Genomic DNA, 18,080 nt, shown 5'->3' with positions numbered 1-18,080 from the left:
CAAAACCAAAAAGCCCCCGCATGTACGGGGGCTTAACTATTTATCAAAGCTTCTATTAAACGTCGTAGTAGAGGAGGAACTCCATTGGAGTCGGCCTGAGCCTTACAGGGTCAATCTCTTCCTTCCTCTTATACTCAATGTAGTCGGCAAGGAACTCCTCTGTCATTACGCCGCCCTTTGTAAGGAACTCGTAGTCCTTTTCAAGGGCGTTGATTGCCTCTTCAAGGGAACCAGGAACAGTTGGAATATCTTTAAGCTCTTCAGGTGGAAGGTCGTAGAGGTTCTTATCCACAGGCTCACCCGGGTGGATCTTGTTCTCAATTCCGTCAAGTCCGGCCATAAGAAGAGCTGCAAATGTGAGGTATGGAGCTCCTGAAGAGTCTGGGAACCTAACCTCAATCCTCTTAGCCTTAGGAGATGTAACAACGGGAACCCTTATTGCAGCAGACCTGTTCCTTGCAGAGTAGCAGAGGTTAACAGGAGCTTCGTATCCGGGGACAAGTCTCTTGTAGGAGTTAACTGTAGCGTTTGTAAATGCACAGATAGCCTTTGCATGCTTGATGATTCCACCGATAAAGTAGAGAGCAAGCTCAGAAAGTCCTGCGTAACTATCGCCTACAAAGAGGTTCTCTCCGTTCTTCCAGAGTGAAACGTGGGTGTGCATACCAGAACCGTTGTCTCCAAAGAGAGGCTTAGGCATAAAGGTTGCTGTCTTTCCAAACATCTTTGCAACGTTCTTAACGATATACTTTGTCCACTGAATGTTATCGGCAGACTCAATAATGGTTCCAAACCTAAAGTCAACCTCACACTGGCCGCCGGTAGCAACTTCGTGGTGGAGACACTCAACAACTAATCCAACTTCCTCCATCTTAAGAGCAATCATCTTCCTAATGTGGTCAAGCTGGTCGTTTGGAGGAACCGGGAAGTAACCTCCCTTAGGTTTTATCTTGTGACCAAGGTTCGGGTTCTCGTCTGCTCCCGTTCTCCACCATCCCTCTACAGAGTCAACCTCGTAAAATCCGTAGTTCATTCCAACGTCAAACTTAACATCGTCAAAGATGAAGAACTCAGGCTCAGGACCACAGTAGAACGTATCAGCAATTCCTGTTGACCTTAAGTATTCAACAGCTTTCTTTGCGATGTTTCTTGGGTCTTTGTGGTAAGGCTCTTTAGTAACAGGGTCAACGATATCTGCAATAACTACAAGGGTAGGAACTTCAGAAAGCGGATCTATAGTTGCAGTTGTCGGATCAAGTTTAAACATCATGTCGCTGGCGTTAATCGGCTGCCACTGCCTAATTGATGAACCGTCAAAGAAAAGACCCTGCTCAAAGCTCTCCTCTGTAATCTCGTGGGCAGGGAAGGTTACGTGGTGCCAGGTTCCAAACATATCTGTAAACCTGAGGTCGACAAACTTAACACCTTCGCGCTGCATAAGCTCTACAACTTCTTTGGCGTTTTTTGGCTTCATGAAACCCTCCTTCCTTTATGTTTAAATTGCGTTTTCTCCTCTCTCTCCAGTCCTAATACGAACGGCATCCTCAACGGGTATAACAAAAACTTTTCCGTCTCCAATTCTACCTGTTCTTGCGGCGTTAACAATCGTCTCAATGACTTTCTCTGCAAGTGAATCGGGGACGACAACCTCAATCTTTACTTTAGGAATGAAGTCAACGACGTATTCTGCTCCCCTGTAGAGCTCCGTATGCCCTTTTTGCCTTCCAAACCCCTTAACTTCAGAGACTGTAAGGCCGTGAACTCCAATCTCCGTAAGCGCATCTTTAACTTCTTCAAGTTTGAAAGGTTTGATGATAGCTTCTATCTTTTTCATTCTTTCCTCCAACCCCTCTTACTGTCTGCTATTTTACCACTAAAACTTATAGATTCAAGCTTGTTTAATAAGCAAGAATATTGCCAATTCCTTACACCTAAATTTGCTACTTAGTGCATAAATAGTGTTCAAAACCTACTCTTTTATGCCTAATTTTTGTGCACACTTAGAGCAAAGACCATAGAACTTATACTCAATATCCTCAACAACGTAACCTTTCTGTTCAACTTTTTTACACGTATACCTGCAGAGGGGAGTTTTTACATCCTCTATCTTACCGCACGACTTACAGATAAAGTGGTGGTGAAAATCTGTCCTTCCTTCAAAGTGAGACTGCTTGTTAACGATTATCTCTTTTATCTTACCTTCCTGAGAGAGCTCTTTCAGAATCCTATAGACAGTTCCGAGGCTTATGTTGGAGAGCTCCTTCCTTGCTCTCTCGTAAACCTTCTCGGCTGTAGGGTGATCGTTTGAGTCAAGAACAACTTGGTAGACAACAGCTTTCTGTCTCGTGTTCCTCTTCCTCTTCGTTTTTTCAGCCTTAAGCTTATCCAAAACTTTCCTCCTGCTTAATTTTGACTAATTTAAATAATAACTGTTCTTCTTAAAAAAGAGAAGCCCCCTCAAATAGGGGGCAAAGGGGGATGGAAGTGAAGGAGAAGCCCTTATACTTTTATCCTGTCCTCAGGGTAAGCAGTAATGTGGTGTATAGAGATGTCTGCTCCCTCAAACTCTTCCTCTTCAGAGAGCCTAAGTCCCATAGTAGCCTTTAGGGCTCCGTAGAGGATAAAACCTGCAATGAGGGCGTAGCAGAGGGTTAGGAGAGCCCCAAAAAGCTGAGCCATAAAAGAGACGCCTCCTAATCCCCAGAGCACTTTCTTTCCAAATATTCCGGCAGCAATTCCTCCCCACAGACCGTTAAGACCGTGAAGGGGAACGACTCCCAAAACGTCGTCTATTTTCAGAACTTCCTGTTCGTAGATAAAGGCTTTAACGAAGATAAAGGCCGCTACAAAACCGATGATGAAAGCTCCCAAAGGATTGACAACATCTGAGCCTGCACAGATAGCCACAAGGCCGGCCAGAGCTCCGTTGTGGATAAATCCAGGGTCGTTCTTACCAAAAACAAGACCGCCTATAAGGCCTCCTGCAGTTGCCAAGAGGGAGTTAACTGCAACCAAACCGGAGATATCCTCAAGCTTCTGAGAGCTCATAACGTTAAAACCGAACCAACCGATGATAAGTATCCAGCTTCCCAGTGCAAGGTATGGAATGTTGCTGATGGGAATGGGTTTTGATTTGCCCTTAACGTAACGCCCCATGCGGGGACCTAAGAGGAGAATGGCAGGTAGGGCTATCCAGCCTCCAAGACCGTGAACCACCATAGAACCGGCAAAGTCATGAATAGGTGCACCAAATATGTGCTCTACCCAACCCTGAAAGGCAGAAGACCACCTTTCACCCCAGATGAGGGCTTCAAAAATTGGGTAGATAACACCGGCAAGGAAAAAGCCCGCAGTAATGTAGGGCTTGAACTTCATCCTTTCAGCAACGCCTCCGGAAACTATGGCTGAGATACAGGCGGCAAACATGAGGAGGAAGAAGAAGCGAACCAACTCCAACCCTTGGTCAGACATAAGCTGAGATGCCGGTTTTACAAAGCAAACCTTGTGGGCTAACGGATAACCTATCAAATAATAGGCCATCGTAGCCAATGCAACGTCAACGATTATCTTTACAAGGGCGTTTACCTGATTTTTCTTCCTTACAGTCCCAGCCTCAAGGAAGGCAAAACCTACGTGCATAGAGAGAATCATAACGGCGCCGGCAAGAAGATAGAAGATGTTTAGAGACTGAATAAGATGCTGAATTCCCAATTTCATCGGTTCAATACCTCTTAATGGTTTTTGTCTCCGTTAATATAGCAAGTCCCGTGCCTAATTAATTTTGGTATGATTGGCAAAACTGAAATGGGGTGATAAATATGAAAAAAGGTTTCCTCCTGCTTTCACTTCTCTTTGTTACCTCTTGCGGGCTGAGTAGCCTTAACCCGTTCAGCAAAAAAGAAGTTAAGTATCAACCCTACGTTCCCAAATCAGAAGTAGAAGCCCACCCAAAACTGAAAGGTGTTGATAACGTTGTCTACTTCATGAAGAGGTATTTCTCACCAGTTACGGCTGAAATCGTTCTCAACAGTTACGACGGTTTCATAATAGATGCAGGAAAGGATAAGGGAATTTCTGTAGGAGATAGGTTCGTATCGGAAAGTGGAGCTGTTCTAAAGGTAAGGGAGGTTAAGGAAAACTACTCAATAGCTCTACCTACGCTGGGAAACCCTACAGTAGGAGAAACCGTTCAGAAGTTAACGTTCAACAGAGTTGCCTTTATAAACTTTGTAGGAGAGAAAGGAAAAGAGCTCTACAAGAAACTCTCAGAGGAAGTTAAGAACTTAAACCTTGCCCCCTACAGCGATGGAGAGAAGCTGAAGAGGGAGTTTCACCTGAAATACCCCAGTGACTTTAAGAGGAAAGTTCCACTTGACAAATTAACGGGATACGACGCCTACATAGTTGTTTCAAGGGAAGGGGTTGCCCTTTACGATACAACAAAACGCCTAATTAGGTTTTTCCCGTGGGAGGGAGTTCCCCAGAGCTCCGTTTCCGTGGCGATGGAGACCAACTACAAAGAGGTTTACGACTTTAAAGGACATGCAACGAGCCTTTTCGTGGCAAACCTTCTCAAGAACCCCGGAGATGAGATACTTATAAATGAGGAGAACGGAATAGACCTCTTCAAACCAACGGTTTACGGTGTTAAGCTCGTTAAAAAGTTTAAAAATCCATTCAGGGGTTCTTACCTGTTCCATATCTGTCCAATTGACCTAAATAGAGATGGAAAGACAGAAGTGGTTATTGACGGCTTCTACCAAGACACAAAGAGCGTCTTATCGGGAATTTTCAGCTTTGAAAACGGAAAACTGAAAAAGGTCGCAACTTCAAACCTAATACTCTCCTGCTTTGACACAGACGGAGACGGCGTAAACGATACCATCTTTGGCCAAACTGTAAGCGGTGAAAACGATAAGTTCTTCGGTAAAAACGTTTACAGAATGGAACTTAAAGGAAACAGAATCGTTAAAGGAAACAAGGTAGCAGTTCCAGAAGGCTTTCAGGTAACGAGTGCCCAGATGTTTAAAAGCAACGGAAAGGAATACTTTGCCTACTACGACCTTGACTACTACTTCAACGTTTCAGACGGAAAAAAGGTTCTGTGGCGCTCACCGATACAGATAGGAGCTTCTCCTAATGCAATCTACTGGTATAACGAGGGCATGCTTGTCAGCTACTACATAACTCCAAAACCCAAACCGGTAGACGTTGACGGAGACGGGAATCAGGAAGTCCTCTTCTCTCAAAACAAAAACGCCGTTCCAGGAATACTGAGGAACATCTATACCTTTGACGGTGGAAGGGTTCTACTCCTCTACAGAAGTGGAGACGGTTTTGACTGGGAAGAGGCAACATCCTCTATCTACAACTTGGGAGGAGTTGAGGAATTTGACTACCTGCCGGAACAAGACCTGTTCGTAGCGATATTTACAAAAGTGAACATACTTACCAATCCTAAGTCTAAACTTCTGTTTATAAAGCCAAAAATTTAGAGGTTAACGTGAAAGAGGCCATTGAAAGGATAAAAGAGCTTACAGGAGAAGAGAGGTTTGATGTTGCGGTAGTAGGGGGTTCAGGAATTGACGTAGAAGGATCTGAGGTTGAAATTTCCTACTCTCAAATCCCGGGTATGCCTCAGACAGCAGTTCCCGGCCACAGGGGAGTTCTAAAAGTAATTAGGGTGGGAGATAAGAGGGTTCTCTTCTTTGAGGGAAGGTTTCACTACTACGAGGGAAGGGATGACTGGGAGATAAGGTTTATACCGGAGCTCTCTTCCAAATTGGGAGTAAAGGTATTCATTCCTACCTGTGCCTCTGGAGCCGTTTCAAGGAGGGCTGTTGAATCTGAAATAGGGGTTATCTACGACCACATAAACCTTACGGGAAAGAATCCACTTGTTGGACTTATAAAGGAACAGGGAAGCAGAGTTTTCGTAAACGGTAAAAAGTTCTACGACAGACAGCTCGTAGAAACGTTTTTAAAAGCTGGCCTTTCACAGGGCATAAAGGTTATACCAGCAGTCCTTGCCGCTACACTGGGCCCAAACTACGAGACTTTCTCTGAAGTGAGAATGCTGGAGACTTTAGGAGCAGACTGCGTAAGTATGTCAACAGTTCCGGATGTCATAGCTGCTAACTTTTACGGGATGAGAGTTGTTGCTCTCACCCTCTTTACAAACGACACTCTACAGCCAGAAGCCGACCACGAAGAAGTTTTAAGATTATCTCAAAAAAGAGGAAAAAAACTAAAACAAGTTTTAGAAAAAGGTTTGCTTTACCACTTCTTTAACGAGGTCTGATACGGAAAAAGTCTCAACAAACGTTAAAGGACTTTCTGGGATATCCGAGAGTATAAGCAAGATCTTTAAACTTCTCGGTGAAGCAAAAGAGAAAGTAGCCAAGAGCTTAGCTACCTACTTTTCAAGTTAAACCTAATTCCTTCATAGAGAGGAGCAGTTTTTCTCTACAGCTGGGGCAGAAGTCTTCGCCTTTGTAGTCTGTATCAGCAAGTGAGTTTGAAAAGTGCATAACGCACCTCGGATTTGGGCAGTGAGAAAGGCCGAAGACGTGCCCCATCTCATGGGTAACCTCTTTCCTAACCCTTGAGAAAAAGAGTTCTGAGTCGTCTGAAAGGAGCCTTGCGTATGAAACGATACACCCCTTAAAGGGGTAGGCTACGCCGAAAACGAAGTTTAGGTTATCTGAGTAAAGATCGTAGGGAGTGAGGGCGAGGGCAAAGAGTGAATCTTCAGGCTTTCGGAAAAGGACATTTTCAAGCTGGAGCTCTGCAAGAAGCTGGGAGTGGCGTGAACCTTTAGCGTCTGGGGGAATTACCCCTTCAAAACGGGGAAGGAGACCGAACTTATTCCTTAAAACTCTTTCAGCCTCTTCTTCTACCTCCGGAAGAGAAACGCCTACAGAGAAAAGGGAACAGACTGCCATCAGTTATCTCCTATCTCTTTTTCTTGGATAACCTCTTCTATCTCTTCAGGGGTAAAGAAATACTCCTTTCCGCAGAAGTTACACTTTATAGAAACTCCTCCCTCTTCTTTGAGCTTCTTGAGTTCCTTAACCGGCATGGCAACAAGGCCGCCCTTTGCCACTTCCTTTGAGCAGCGACACCTGAAGGAGAGCTCCTTCAGCGCAAGGAGTTCAGTAGTAAAGCCTTTAAAGAGGAGCTCTGCAATCTCCTCCGGCCTCTTACCCTCCTTTATGAGTGAGCTAACGGGGGGAAGGGACTTAACATTTTCCTCAAGTTTTGAGATGGCCTCCTCTGATGCCCCCGGCAGGGGCTGAGCGATAAATCCCCCTGCTGCTTCAACTTTTCCGTTTTCACCGACTAAAACTCCGATCGCAACGGCTGAGGGTATCTGTTCCGACTTTAACAGGTAGTAGGCAATGTCTTGAGCTATCTCTCCCGAAACAAGGGGAACGGAGCTCTCGTATGGAGTTCCGAAACCGAGGTCTTTAACAACAGTTAAAGTTCCTTTACCTACAGCCTTTGCGATGTCAAACTTTTTTCTTCCGTTTTCTTCCCTAACGAAGAGAGGAACGTTTGGGTTCTGAACGAAACCTCTAACTTCCCCTTTAGCGTTTGCCTCTGCAACTACCAAACCAACTGGGCCGTCTCCTTCAATCCTGAGAAGGACTCTCTGGTCTGTTCCGTGCTTTAGAAGTGAGGTTAGCAGGAGAGCTCCGGTAAGAGCCCTTCCCAAAACGGCAGTCGCCATAGGAGAGAGTTTGTGTCTGAGCCTTGCTATCTCACACAAGTTCGTAGTTTTCACGACAAAAGCCCTAAGTGCATCTTCCCTGGTAACGGCAATTACGCCATAGTCTCTATCCTGAAAATAGTTTTTTAGGTCGTCTTTAACCTGAGGAGTAAGCTCCTTTACGAGCTGCTCTCTGCTTGGTAGCCGTTTAAACTCTTTTCTCTCCTTCTTCTCCATCTCTTCCCTCCAGTAAGTTTACTACCAGCTTTGGAACTTCATCCCTATTTTCTAAGTTCAGCTGAAAAATTTTAAATTTACGTCTAATTTCAGAAACGAGGGGGTGAACATTCTTTTCCGGAATCGTAACAAGACAGTCAACGTTTTCCTCTACGAGCTTCTTTACTGTAGACTGGAACGCTTTAGAGAGGAGCTCCATCTTACCAACTTCATCTACAACAACAATTTTTCCTTCTTTAAGTGCTTCAAGGAGAAAAGGGACGGCAAATGACTCAAACCTGTCTACTAAAACTCTGTATTTACCTACCCTAAAATGGGAAGCGACCTCTACAGAGGCGAGGAGCTCCTCCTTTCCGTCAGTCCTAACAACCTTAAAGCCCCATCGTTTTCCATTCTTCCTTATCTCCTCAGTCCAGAAATCCTTTGCCCTACCTTTAAGCTGAGAGACGACCTTTTTAACAGCCGTCGTTTTGCCTATTCCAGGTCTTCCGGTAAGGGCAACCTTCATCTCTGTCTCACAACCGATAGGTTTTCAAGGTCAAGAATCATATTGTCGTAGGCCGCAATTACTTTAACTCCCGTTTCCTTGGAAAGGGATAGGGCAACTTCCCAGGGCTTTGCCTTTAACATAGTCCTTCCAAAGTGGGTAAGAAGTGCTAATTTTGGCCTTATTTCCCCAACAATTACTTTGGCATCTTCAACGGAAAGGTGGTCAATTTTCGGGTTTGGTTTAAGTAAAGTGGTGTTGAGGATTAACAGGTCTGAACCTCTGTAGGCAGGAATCAAGCCGTCAAAGAACTTGGTGTCTGAAAGGTAGCTGTAGGTGGTTCCGTTCCAGCTGAAAACTGCTCCGTAGGTTTCAACTCCGTGAACGTGCTTTACGGGAAATGAGACAGTAACGTTTGGGGAGAGTTCTACTCTCTTTCCCTCCTCTACTACCTCAACCTTTTCAATATTTTTCCTCGTATACTCAAGAACTACAGGGTCTTGGTAGAGGCAGTCTGACGGGCACAGTAAAAGCCCTTTTTTGTTTTTTCCCCCTAAGGTCATAGCTTCCAATATGTGGTTAACGTCGGCACAGTGGTCCAAGTGACGATGGGAGAGGATAACGACGTCCGTCCAGAAGGGCTCTATTCCCTTTCTGTGGGAGTGAACAAAGGCTCCAGGTCCTGGGTCAACGTGAACGTTAACGTCAGGAAAGCCGAAGTAAAGACCTCCAGCTTGCCTCTCAAAACCAAAAGCAACGTAACGGGCTCCAGCAGTCCCTAAAAAGACTAACTTTCCCTTTAAGATCTCTCTGTTGAGCTTCAAGCCGGGCAAATACCCCTCTTACTCTTCCTTACAAAATCAACTAACTCAAGAACTTCTGGAACGTTCTGAAACTCCTCTTCAACCTTACCCAAAGAAACCAAAAGTGGCTCGTCTGTCTTAAAGAGCATTTCAAAGGCTGTGGTCAGTGCTCTAATGGTCTCCTTCCTAAAACCCCGCCTCTTTAAACCTACGATGTTTATACCTTCTAACCTTGCCCTATTACCCTGTGCCATAACAAAGGGCGGAACGTCTCTGTGGACTGCAGAGGCACCTCCCACCATTGCATGTTTACCGATCCTTACAAACTGGTGAATCCCCGTCAGTCCACCGATAACTGCATACTCCCCTATTTCAACGTGCCCTGCAATCTGGACAGAGTTGGCAACTATAACGTTGTTCTCTATCTTAACGTCGTGAGCAACGTGAACGTAGGCCATAAGGAGAACGTTGTCTCCTACAGAGGTTACGCCACCTCCCCCTTCTGTTCCTTTGTGAATGGTTACGTATTCCCTTACCTTTACGTTATTTCCAATAACAACTTCTGTATCCTCACCTTTAAACTTTAAATCCTGAGGGACAACCCCAATGTGAGAAGAAAAAATCTCGCAGTTTTCACCAATTGTTGTTCTTCCCTCAATAACTGCTCCCTTTCTGATTACAGTCCCTTTACCTACTCTAACTCTACTGCCAACGTAGGCAAAGGGCTCAACTACTACGCCGTCGTCTAACTCTGCCCCTTTCTCAACTACGGCAAGTGGATGAACGTTTACCATCACTTCCTCGTTATCATGGCCATTATTTCAGCATCGCAGACCAAGTCCTCTCCGACAAAGGCCTCTCCCTTCATCTTTGACATTCTGGTCTTTATCACTTTAGGCTCAAGAACGAACTTAACGGTATTTCCCGGCCTTACAGGTTTTCTAAAACGGGCTTTGTCAATTCCCATAAAGTAGACGACATACTCTTCCGGGGAGATGTCAAAGGACTTGAACATGAGGATACAGCCTACCTGAGCCATTGCCTCTATGAGGAGAGCTCCCGGGAATATGGGATGCCCCGGAAAGTGCCCTTGAAAGAAGGGTTCGTTCATCGTTACGTTCTTTATCCCTACTATCCTCTTCTTGGGCTCAAATTCAACTATTCTGTCTACAAGAAGAAAGGGATACCTGTGGGGAATAATCTTCATTATCTCTACAATGTCCATCACCAAAAGTACCTCCTAAAGCTGTTTTAAAAGGACAACAGCGTAGGCAGAGATACCCTCTTCCCTGCCCTCAAAACCCAGCCTTTCGGTTGTTGTAGCCTTTACGGAAACTTGAGAGGGAAGTATAGCAAGAACAGAAGAGATGTTCTCTTTCATCTTTTCAATGTAGGGTGACAGTTTCGGCCTCTGAGCCACCACAACGGAGTCAAGGTTAACGACAGTGTAACCTTTCTCTTTAACGAGTTTAGAAACGTGGGAGAGAAGTTTCAGACTTGAAATCCCCTTAAACTGAGGGTCTGTATCGGGAAAGTGTTTACCGATGTCACCTAAGGAGAGAGCTCCCAAAATGGCATCACAGATGGCGTGAACAAGAACGTCTGCGTCAGAGTGGCCTTTAAGACCTTTATCATGGGGAATTTTAACGCCGCCAATAGTAAGCTCATAACCGGGTTCTAAGGCGTGAACGTCATAGCCTATTCCTACTCTGAACATTCAGGCAAGGCGGCTCCTTATCAGTTTCTCAACCTCTTCCCTAATAACCTTCTCAGCTATTTCAGGAACAACTTCCCAAGCAATCTCCCTTATTATCTCCTCTACCTTCTCCTCAGGAACAGTAATCCCTGATACCTCTTCGGCTTTACGCTTAACCTCCTGTTTTGCCTCGCTGACGACAGGTTCAGTCTGAGGAATTTCTCCTTTAACCGTCTCTTCTAATTTCTCAACAGGCTCCTGTGGAAGCAATTGTTCCTCTTTTTCCTCCTCAATCTCAACAGGAATAACAGGAACGTTTTCTTCAAGCTCCTCCTTAACAGGGAGAACTGGAACTTCCGGCTCTAACGACTCTGGAACCGAAATTTCAGATGTCTCCGGCTCAAGGTTAACAACTCCAAACTCGCCACTTTCAGGAACGGTAAGCTCTAACTGTTCCTCAAGTTGAGGGACTTCTTTTTTAACCTGTCTTAACAGGTCTAAGAGTTCCTCAACAGTAAAGGGTTTCTCAAGTGTAGAGTAAGCACCTAAAGAGATAGCCTTTTCTCTATCAAATCCTTCAGCCTTGTGGCCTATGAGGATAACGGGAATACCCAACTTAACAAGGTCTGGAATAACATCATAACCTGTCCCGTTGGAAAGGGAAACGTCAACAACAGCCAAATTGGGCTTCTCTGAGCTAGCAACGTTAAGTGCCTCTTTAGGGGTGTAGGCATGAAGGACATCTATTCCTCTGAGTGAGAGAACTATTTCAAAAAGCCTGTGCCAAGTTTTCTTATCATCTACGTAGAGAAGCTTCATCTCTCACCTCTTCCAGTTTTTTCTTTACGTCCTCAAGGAGAAGAACCAACTCCTTAGAGTTAAGAGCTTGGTCGTCAAGTTCTTTAACCAATGAAGTTAACTCCTCGTTCTTAAAAGAGCTTGCCATAGCAGTAAGCTCTCCCTTTACAAGGAGGGTGTTAAGCCTTTTTGAGAGAGAAAGTGCAGAGTCAAGAGAGGTTATAATGGAATCTACTACAGACAGGTCAACAGCAGAAGAAGTTGGTTTAGTGCTCTTTTTGGTCTTTGAGAGGAGAGTTTCTACGTCGTTTCTCAGAATAAGAAGGCTGTCTTTCACCTGTGTAAGCAGTGACTCATCAATTTTAGGAAGGTTAAACTCTATTTCCTTTAAGAGTTTTTCCGCCCTTTCTAAAGCCGATATTGAACCTTCAGTTAGGTTTAACCTGTAGAGGGAGCTCTTCAATCTGTCAATTTCAGATAGAAGGCCGTCAACGTTTCTCTTTAACTCCTCAACCCTTTCAGACTGAGCTTTTTTTATCTTCTCCTTAATCCCGTCAACTAAAACGGCTATTCTGTCTGAAAGTCCCTCTATCCTCTCCTTTATTCCGGTTAAGTCCGGTTGAGGAGGTTCTCTACCCGACAGGAACTTTGATATCAAAATACCGACAACAATACCTATGGCAGAGAAGGTTACAGCAACAATTAGAGTAGCAGCCCCTACGCCCATCTCCTTAATCCTCATTCTTTTAGTTCTAAGCTAAGTATATCGTAAATTTTACCTATAGGAAGTCCCATAACGTTGAAAAAATCCCCCTCTATTCTCTCTATAAAGAGAGCTCCCTTCCCCTGGACTCCATAAGCTCCAGCTTTGTCTAAAGGCTCACCGGTAGAGATATACCAGTCAATCTCCTCTCTCGTAAGTCTTTTGAACTTTACCTTACTCTCTTCGTAAGAAGAAACAAGACGGCCGTTAACAAGGAGTGAGAATCCTGTAATGACTGTATGCCAGAATCCGGAGAGTTTTTTCAAGAACTCAACTGCCTCTTCCCTTGACGAGGGTTTTCCTAAAACCCTGTCTCCCAAAACAACTATGGTATCTGCAGCAAGTCCTATCTCGTCCGGCAGAATCCGGTCTTTTGCCGCAAGTAACTTTGATTGGGCGTTATTAACGGCAGTTTCGTAAGGTGAAAGATACTCCTTTTCTGCAGCGTTAACCTTTACAACCCTAAACTTAAAGCCTACCATTTCCAGTATTTCCTTCCTCCTGGGGGAGGAAGAGATAAGGGCTATTTTAATTTGGCTTGGAGTTATCACCGATTACCCCCAAGGCTTTCAGCATCTCCTTTGCCGCTTCTTGCTCGGCAGCCTTTTTTGAGCGACCAGTCCCAGTAGTCTTTAACTCTTTAATCCTACACTCAACTGTAAATGTCTTCTCATGTTCCGGCCCCTCGGAACTAACGACATTGTAAACCGGAATCTCTTTAAACTCTCTCTGGGTTATCTCCTGAAGGTAACTCTTGAAATCCTTGTAGGTAACGGCGTTATTTAAAATTTCCCAGAGTTTCTTTAAGAACTTTTCCTTAAATACCTGTTTTGCCTTTTCAAATCCGGCGTCCAAGTAGAGAGCTCCGAAAACCGCCTCAAAGACGTCACAGAGGAGGGAGCTCTTCTTACTCCCTCCGCTTCTCTTCTCTCCTTTACCAAGGTAGAGGAACTTTCCGAGGTCTACGGTCTTTGCAAGCTCAGAGAGGGAAGGTTCACTAACTAAGAAAGCCCTAATCTGGGAGAGCTCCCCTTCGCTTTTATCGGGAAACCTCTTAATCAGCTCCTCACTGACTATCAGGCCGATTACGGCGTCTCCCAAGAACTCCAAAACCTCGTAGTTCTCCCCTGTCTCCTTCTCAAAGGCAAAGGAGCGGTGGATGAGAGCTCTCCTCAAAAGACCTTTATCTTTAAAGGAATAACCGAGCTTCCTCTCAAGCTCTACCAGCTTATCACTCCCTATCAATCCTCATACCTCTTTAAAACCAAGCAGGCGTTTGTTCCGCCAAACCCGAAGGAGTTTTTGAGAACATACCTAACGTCTACCTTAACAGCCTCGTTTGGAGTGTAGTTAAGGTCACACTCAGGATCGGGCTCTTCGTAGTTGATAGTTGGAGGAATTACTCCGGTCTGAAGAGTCATAACAGAGGAAACGACCTCAACGCCTCCTGCTGCACCAAGGAGATGACCTATCATGGACTTTATACTGCTTATTTTCACCTTGTAGGCATGGTCTCCAAAGACCTTCTTTATGGCCATAGTCTCAAAGAGGTCGTTGAACTTGGTTGAAGTTCCGTGGGCGTTTATGTAGTCAATATCCTCAGGTTTAATTCCGGCATTCTTTAGGGCATTAGCCATAGCCCTTGCTGCCCCTTCTCCTTCAGGAGCCGGAGCCGTCATGTGGTAGGCATCTCCGCTCGTTCCGTAGCCTACAACTTCTGCCAAGATTTTAGCCCCCCTTCTCTTGGCATGTTCAAGCTCCTCAAGAACGACAATTCCAGCTCCCTCTCCCATTACAAAACCGTCTCTGTTCTTCTCAAAAGGTCTGCTGGCCTTCTCAGGCTCATCGTTCCGGGTTGAGAGGGCTTTTGCAGCAGCAAAACCGGCAACAGCAAGTGGAGTAATACAGCTTTCAGCTCCTCCAGCAACCATAACGTCTGCATCGCCGTACTGGATCGTCCTGTAGGCTTCACCTATTGTGTGGGTTCCTGTAGCACAGGCGGTAACAACTGAAATGTTTGGCCCTTTGTAGCCAAACCTTATAGAAACAAGACCTGAAGCCATGTTTATTATCTCCATCGGAACGCAGAAAGGAGAAACACGCCTGGGTCCTTTCTCCCAGAGAATTTTTAGCTGTTGCTCAATCGTTGAAAGTCCACCAATTCCGGAACCGATTAGAACGCCGACCCTCGTTTTATCTACGTCAGACTCTTCTAAACCGGACTGTTCAACGGCCTGAACTGCAGCTCCAACTGCAAACTGGATAAACGGGTCTGTTCTCCTTACCTCTTTCCTGTCAAAGTACTGGAGAGGGTCAAAGTCTTTCACTTCGCCGGCTATCTGAACAGGGAAGCCTTCAGGGTCAAACTTTGTAATCCTTCCTATTCCAGATTTACCAGCAGTTAAGTTCTCCCAGAACTTCTCAAGGGAGCTCCCTGCAGGAGAAACAACGCCTAACCCTGTAATAACAACTCTCCTTCCCATTTTCTACTCCTGAGTTAGAACTTTATCAGTGAAAATACGGGATATCCTCTCTCCTCTATCTTCTTCCTTCCATCTAAGAAGGTAAGCTCAAGGAGGAAGTCAACGCTGATAATGTTTCCACCTAACTTCTCAACTAAGTCTATTGCTGCGCTCATCGTTCCACCAGTTGCTAAAACATCGTCTATGAGAACAACTTTCATTCCTTCCCGAATGGCGTCTTCGTGGACTTCTATCTTGTCCTCGCCGTATTCAAGAGTGTAAGTTGCACTTATCGTTTTGTAGGGAAGTTTCCCAGGTTTCCTGATTATTGCAAGCCCTGCCCCTATCTTATAGGCAAGGGCTGCGGCAAGGATGAATCCCCTTGACTCTATTCCGGCAACGATTTCAACTCCTGCTCCGATGTATCTGTTCCCTATGTAGTCAATAACCTTTTGAAAAGCCCAAGGCTTGTGTAGAAGGGGAGTGATGTCCTTAAAGACTATCCCAGGTTTTGGAAAGTCCGGAACGTCCCTGATTAGGGACTTAAGCTCCTCTATCTCTTTGTGAATGTTTAAATCGGTTTCGTTGACGCTCATTTTTCCTCCACGTTGAGCAGTTTTTTGACAATTTTAACAGCTTCTTGGGCGTCTTCCCCGTAAATACCCCCTATAGACTCGGCATACTCAGGAGTAACGACCGCCCCACCAACGATTACGGGGATGTCCAAACCTGCCTCCCGTATAGCTTTAATCGTCTCCTCCATTGCAGGAAGTGTGGTCGTCATCAGGGCACTTAGCCCAACGATATCGGCCTTCTCCTTTTTTGCAGCTTCAACGACCTTTTGGGGTGGAACGTTCGTCCCAAGGTCTACAACCTCAAACCCGCTGTTTTCAAGCATCGTTATAACTATGTTCTTCCCGATTTCGTGGACGTCTCCGTGGACTGTAGCCATAACAATCTTACCACCGAGTTTTATGTCTCCTCCTTTCTTCTTCATCTCCCTTTTCAGTATCTCAAAGGCCGACTGGACGGCTTGGGCGGAGCGAAGCATCTGAGGAAGGAATATATCTCCCTTCTCAAACCGCTTTCCAACAACGTCTAAGGCAGGTATTAGAGCTCTATCGCTTATCTCTATAGGCTCATACTCTTTGAGAGCTCTCTCGGTAGGTTCAACTATCCCTTCTCTATCACCTTCAAGGACTTTTTTAAAGATCTCTCCTAAGACTCCCGGGGGAGCTCCCTCTTCCTCCTTTGACTCCCCCTTCTCCTCTTTCTTCTCCTCCTTCGGTTCAAACTCAAGGGAAACTTTCTCTCCACCGACAAAGGAACAGGTGAGTTGGCAGATTTTCTTAAGGAGCTCCCTACACTCCTTATCTTCGCCTTTAGGTTTATAGTTCTGAAACCTTTCAACGAACCTCTGGGCTCCCTTGTCCTTACCGACTAAAACATCTGAGGCGTATATGGTCTCAACCATCCTTGAGTCGCCTGTGTTGACAATTCCGGAGTCTAACCCCGAGTAAATGGCCATAGAGATAAAGGCAGAGTTAATCAGTGACCTTGCAGGAAGGCCAAAGGAGACGTTGCTTACCCCAAGAGTTGTGGCTATTCCGAACCTCTCCTTTACAAGCCTTATGGCCTTCAATGTTTCAACCGTTGCCTCGGGCATTGCACTAACTGCAAGGTTGAGAACGTCTACAACTGTGGAGTCCTTACTTATTCCTAACTTCTCGCACTCCTTTAAAAGCCTTTCAACTACAGTAACCCTATCCTCCGCCTTTTCTTTTAATCCTTCATCGTCTATCGCAAGGAGGAGAACGTTTGCCCCGTATTTCTTAACTAAGGGCAGTATGTTCTTGATGTCCTTCTCCTCTCCGGAGCAAGAGTTAACGATAGGCCTTCCGTCACACATCTTCAGGGCTTCTTCAACGGCTTTCGGGTCTTTACTGTCAATAACCAAAGGAAGGTCTGTCGTCTCCATAATAACCTTTACCGCCTCTTTCATAGCAGAGGGCTCGTCTATTCCAGGAACTCCAACGTTAACGTCTAAAAGGTCTGCCCCTTCTTCTGACTGCCTTTTAGCCTCCTCCTTTACAAGGGAAAGGTCTCCTTTCTTAAGAGCCTCCTGAAGTCTCTTTTTCCCAGTAGGGTTTATCCTCTCACCTATCATCCTCGTTGGGTGGCCCGTTCCAAGGAAGACTAACTTCGTTCTGCTTGCAACCTTTACTCCCCTAATCGGATTCCTCTTTACAGGCTTTAAGTCTTTAACGGCTTCTTTGATTGCCTTTATGTGGTCTGGAGTCGTTCCGCAGCAGCCTCCTATGATGTTTGCTCCGGCTTTAACGAACTCAACTGCATACTTACCAAAGGTTTCAGGAGGCTCAGGGTATATCGTCTTTCCGTTCTTTAAAACGGGAAGACCAGCGTTGGCATAAACGATAATCGGAGTTTCCGTAACTGCAGCCATCCTCTTAACGAGGCCAGCAAAGCTCTCAGGTCCCAAGGAGCAGTTTGCTCCAACTGCTGCAACTCCAAAACCTTCAAAGATTGCAGCAGAAACCTCAGGAGGGGTTCCCAGTAGAGTTCTGCCGTCCTCCTGGTAGGTCATACTAACCATTACTGGAAGGTCGCAAGTCTCTTGGGCTGCAACAACTGCAGCCTTTGCCTCCTTCGTGTCAGACATGGTCTCTATGAGGACAAGGTCTGCACCAGCCTCGGCTCCCGCCTTTATCTGCTCTTTAAAGACGTCAACTATCTCGTCAAATGTATAGTCCCCAACAGGCTCTACGAAAACTCCAGTTGGACCAACAGAGAGGGCAACCAAAGCCCTTCCATCTGCAACTTCCTTTGCAAGTCTTACTCCAGCTGCAGTAAGCTCCTTTACCCTGTCTTCAAGTCCGTAGTGGGAAAGCTTTATCCTGTTGCTACCAAAGGTATTGGTCTCAATTATGTCTGCTCCGGCCTCTATGTACTCCGAATGAATCTCCTTTAAAACCTCTGGCCTTTCTACGTTGAGAAACTCCGGCGCAAAGTTAACGTCAACCCCCTTCTTCATAAGCATCGTCCCCATCCCGCCGTCTAATACCCATATCCGTTCAGACTCTAAGAATGGGTTTTTAGACAAGT

20 protein-coding genes are annotated in these 18,080 nt (G+C 45.5%); 2 read left to right on the top strand and 18 right to left on the bottom strand.

All coding sequences use genetic code 11. From position 1 onward, the window contains the following. Positions 1 to 55 precede the first annotated feature (55 nt). From glnA to ACZ424_RS00540, 4 genes are all read right to left on the bottom strand, one after another. Positions 56 to 1,474, bottom strand: coding sequence for a type I glutamate--ammonia ligase (gene glnA / locus ACZ424_RS00555; protein WP_464904572.1), 1,419 nt, complete (start codon positions 1,472 to 1,474; stop codon positions 56 to 58). A 21-nt stretch (positions 1,475 to 1,495) separates the two neighbouring features. After that, positions 1,496 to 1,834, bottom strand: a complete 339-nt coding sequence (locus ACZ424_RS00550; protein ID WP_464904571.1) for a P-II family nitrogen regulator — start codon at positions 1,832 to 1,834, stop codon at positions 1,496 to 1,498. 135 nt (positions 1,835 to 1,969) lie between these two features. Beyond that, complete coding sequence (locus ACZ424_RS00545) at positions 1,970 to 2,389, bottom strand: Fur family transcriptional regulator (RefSeq protein ID WP_464904570.1); 420 nt, start codon at positions 2,387 to 2,389, stop codon at positions 1,970 to 1,972. Positions 2,390 to 2,499: 110 nt separating this feature from the next. Beyond that, the gene (locus ACZ424_RS00540; protein WP_464904569.1) at positions 2,500 to 3,717 is read right to left on the bottom strand and encodes an ammonium transporter; all 1,218 of its coding nucleotides are present in this window, start codon (positions 3,715 to 3,717) and stop codon (positions 2,500 to 2,502) included. 101 nt (positions 3,718 to 3,818) lie between these two features. Between ACZ424_RS00540 and ACZ424_RS00535 the strand changes: the two genes are divergently transcribed. After that, positions 3,819 to 5,495 (top strand): hypothetical protein, encoded by a 1,677-nt coding sequence (locus tag ACZ424_RS00535; protein ID WP_464904568.1) that lies wholly within the window; start codon positions 3,819 to 3,821, stop codon positions 5,493 to 5,495. Positions 5,496 to 5,503: 8 nt separating this feature from the next. Then, positions 5,504 to 6,301: a purine-nucleoside phosphorylase gene (locus ACZ424_RS00530; protein WP_464904567.1), complete on the top strand. Its 798-nt coding sequence runs from the start codon at positions 5,504 to 5,506 to the stop codon at positions 6,299 to 6,301. 121 nt (positions 6,302 to 6,422) lie between these two features. Here ACZ424_RS00530 and ACZ424_RS00525 read toward each other — a convergent pair whose 3' ends face one another. From ACZ424_RS00525 to ACZ424_RS00460, 14 genes are read right to left on the bottom strand one after another with little or no spacing between them, the layout of a single operon-like run. Then, entirely contained in the window at positions 6,423 to 6,944 is a 522-nt protein-coding gene (locus ACZ424_RS00525; RefSeq protein WP_464904566.1) for a zinc-dependent metalloprotease family protein, read from the bottom strand. Beyond that, complete coding sequence (gene hslO / locus ACZ424_RS00520) at positions 6,944 to 7,948, bottom strand: Hsp33 family molecular chaperone HslO (protein WP_464904565.1); 1,005 nt, start codon at positions 7,946 to 7,948, stop codon at positions 6,944 to 6,946. The genes ACZ424_RS00525 and hslO overlap by 1 nt, the downstream gene beginning before the upstream one ends. Next, positions 7,920 to 8,456 (bottom strand): NTPase, encoded by a 537-nt coding sequence (locus tag ACZ424_RS00515; RefSeq protein ID WP_464904564.1) that lies wholly within the window; start codon positions 8,454 to 8,456, stop codon positions 7,920 to 7,922. Before ACZ424_RS00515 ends, hslO begins: the two co-directional genes overlap by 29 nt. After that, entirely contained in the window at positions 8,453 to 9,268 is an 816-nt protein-coding gene (locus ACZ424_RS00510; RefSeq protein ID WP_464904563.1) for an MBL fold metallo-hydrolase, read from the bottom strand. The genes ACZ424_RS00515 and ACZ424_RS00510 overlap by 4 nt, the downstream gene beginning before the upstream one ends. Further along, positions 9,256 to 10,032 carry an acyl-ACP--UDP-N-acetylglucosamine O-acyltransferase gene (gene lpxA / locus ACZ424_RS00505; RefSeq protein ID WP_464904562.1) on the bottom strand — a complete coding sequence of 259 codons (777 nt, stop codon included), beginning with the start codon at positions 10,030 to 10,032 and terminating at the stop codon, positions 9,256 to 9,258. Before lpxA ends, ACZ424_RS00510 begins: the two co-directional genes overlap by 13 nt. Then, positions 10,032 to 10,469, bottom strand: a complete 438-nt coding sequence (fabZ, locus tag ACZ424_RS00500) for a 3-hydroxyacyl-ACP dehydratase FabZ (RefSeq protein ID WP_464904561.1) — start codon at positions 10,467 to 10,469, stop codon at positions 10,032 to 10,034. The genes lpxA and fabZ overlap by 1 nt, the downstream gene beginning before the upstream one ends. Positions 10,470 to 10,478: 9 nt before the next feature. Then, positions 10,479 to 10,955 (bottom strand): 2-C-methyl-D-erythritol 2,4-cyclodiphosphate synthase, encoded by a 477-nt coding sequence (gene ispF, locus ACZ424_RS00495; RefSeq protein ID WP_464904560.1) that lies wholly within the window; start codon positions 10,953 to 10,955, stop codon positions 10,479 to 10,481. After that, positions 10,956 to 11,753, bottom strand: a complete 798-nt coding sequence (locus ACZ424_RS00490; RefSeq protein WP_464904559.1) for a response regulator — start codon at positions 11,751 to 11,753, stop codon at positions 10,956 to 10,958. Then, positions 11,731 to 12,474, bottom strand: coding sequence for a hypothetical protein (locus tag ACZ424_RS00485; protein ID WP_464904558.1), 744 nt, complete (start codon positions 12,472 to 12,474; stop codon positions 11,731 to 11,733). Before ACZ424_RS00485 ends, ACZ424_RS00490 begins: the two co-directional genes overlap by 23 nt. Continuing rightward, complete coding sequence (locus ACZ424_RS00480; protein ID WP_464904557.1) at positions 12,471 to 12,977, bottom strand: Maf family protein; 507 nt, start codon at positions 12,975 to 12,977, stop codon at positions 12,471 to 12,473. The genes ACZ424_RS00485 and ACZ424_RS00480 overlap by 4 nt, the downstream gene beginning before the upstream one ends. Positions 12,978 to 13,023: 46 nt before the next feature. Next, positions 13,024 to 13,740, bottom strand: coding sequence for a ribonuclease III (rnc, locus tag ACZ424_RS00475; RefSeq protein ID WP_464904556.1), 717 nt, complete (start codon positions 13,738 to 13,740; stop codon positions 13,024 to 13,026). Next, complete coding sequence (fabF, locus tag ACZ424_RS00470) at positions 13,737 to 14,978, bottom strand: beta-ketoacyl-ACP synthase II (RefSeq protein WP_464904555.1); 1,242 nt, start codon at positions 14,976 to 14,978, stop codon at positions 13,737 to 13,739. Before fabF ends, rnc begins: the two co-directional genes overlap by 4 nt. A 14-nt stretch (positions 14,979 to 14,992) precedes the next feature. After that, the gene (locus ACZ424_RS00465; protein WP_464905229.1) at positions 14,993 to 15,514 is read right to left on the bottom strand and encodes an adenine phosphoribosyltransferase; all 522 of its coding nucleotides are present in this window, start codon (positions 15,512 to 15,514) and stop codon (positions 14,993 to 14,995) included. Between the two features lie 35 nt (positions 15,515 to 15,549). Beyond that, entirely contained in the window at positions 15,550 to 18,078 is a 2,529-nt protein-coding gene (locus tag ACZ424_RS00460; RefSeq protein ID WP_464904554.1) for a homocysteine S-methyltransferase family protein, read from the bottom strand. Positions 18,079 to 18,080: the final 2 nt, after the last annotated feature.

This window comes from Thermovibrio ruber, assembly GCF_055380895.1.
This window is presented reverse-complemented; position numbering and strand designations above follow the sequence as displayed.

Excerpts from the sequence above, each read along its gene's own strand:
- glnA (WP_464904572.1), bottom strand. The coding sequence starts at position 1,474 with ATGAAGCCAAAAAACGCCAAAGAAGTTGTAGAGCTTATGCAGCGCGAA.
- ACZ424_RS00550 (WP_464904571.1), bottom strand. The coding sequence starts at position 1,834 with ATGAAAAAGATAGAAGCTATCATCAAACCTTTCAAACTTGAAGAAGTT.
- ACZ424_RS00540 (WP_464904569.1), bottom strand. The coding sequence starts at position 3,717 with ATGAAATTGGGAATTCAGCATCTTATTCAGTCTCTAAACATCTTCTAT.
- ACZ424_RS00535 (WP_464904568.1), top strand. The coding sequence starts at position 3,819 with ATGAAAAAAGGTTTCCTCCTGCTTTCACTTCTCTTTGTTACCTCTTGC.
- ACZ424_RS00525 (WP_464904566.1), bottom strand. The coding sequence starts at position 6,944 with ATGGCAGTCTGTTCCCTTTTCTCTGTAGGCGTTTCTCTTCCGGAGGTA.
- hslO (WP_464904565.1), bottom strand. The coding sequence starts at position 7,948 with ATGGAGAAGAAGGAGAGAAAAGAGTTTAAACGGCTACCAAGCAGAGAG.
- ACZ424_RS00515 (WP_464904564.1), bottom strand. The coding sequence starts at position 8,456 with ATGAAGGTTGCCCTTACCGGAAGACCTGGAATAGGCAAAACGACGGCT.
- lpxA (WP_464904562.1), bottom strand. The coding sequence starts at position 10,032 with ATGGTAAACGTTCATCCACTTGCCGTAGTTGAGAAAGGGGCAGAGTTA.
- ispF (WP_464904560.1), bottom strand. The coding sequence starts at position 10,955 with ATGTTCAGAGTAGGAATAGGCTATGACGTTCACGCCTTAGAACCCGGT.
- ACZ424_RS00490 (WP_464904559.1), bottom strand. The coding sequence starts at position 11,753 with ATGAAGCTTCTCTACGTAGATGATAAGAAAACTTGGCACAGGCTTTTT.
- ACZ424_RS00485 (WP_464904558.1), bottom strand. The coding sequence starts at position 12,474 with ATGAGGATTAAGGAGATGGGCGTAGGGGCTGCTACTCTAATTGTTGCT.
- ACZ424_RS00480 (WP_464904557.1), bottom strand. The coding sequence starts at position 12,977 with ATGGTAGGCTTTAAGTTTAGGGTTGTAAAGGTTAACGCTGCAGAAAAG.
- fabF (WP_464904555.1), bottom strand. The coding sequence starts at position 14,978 with ATGGGAAGGAGAGTTGTTATTACAGGGTTAGGCGTTGTTTCTCCTGCA.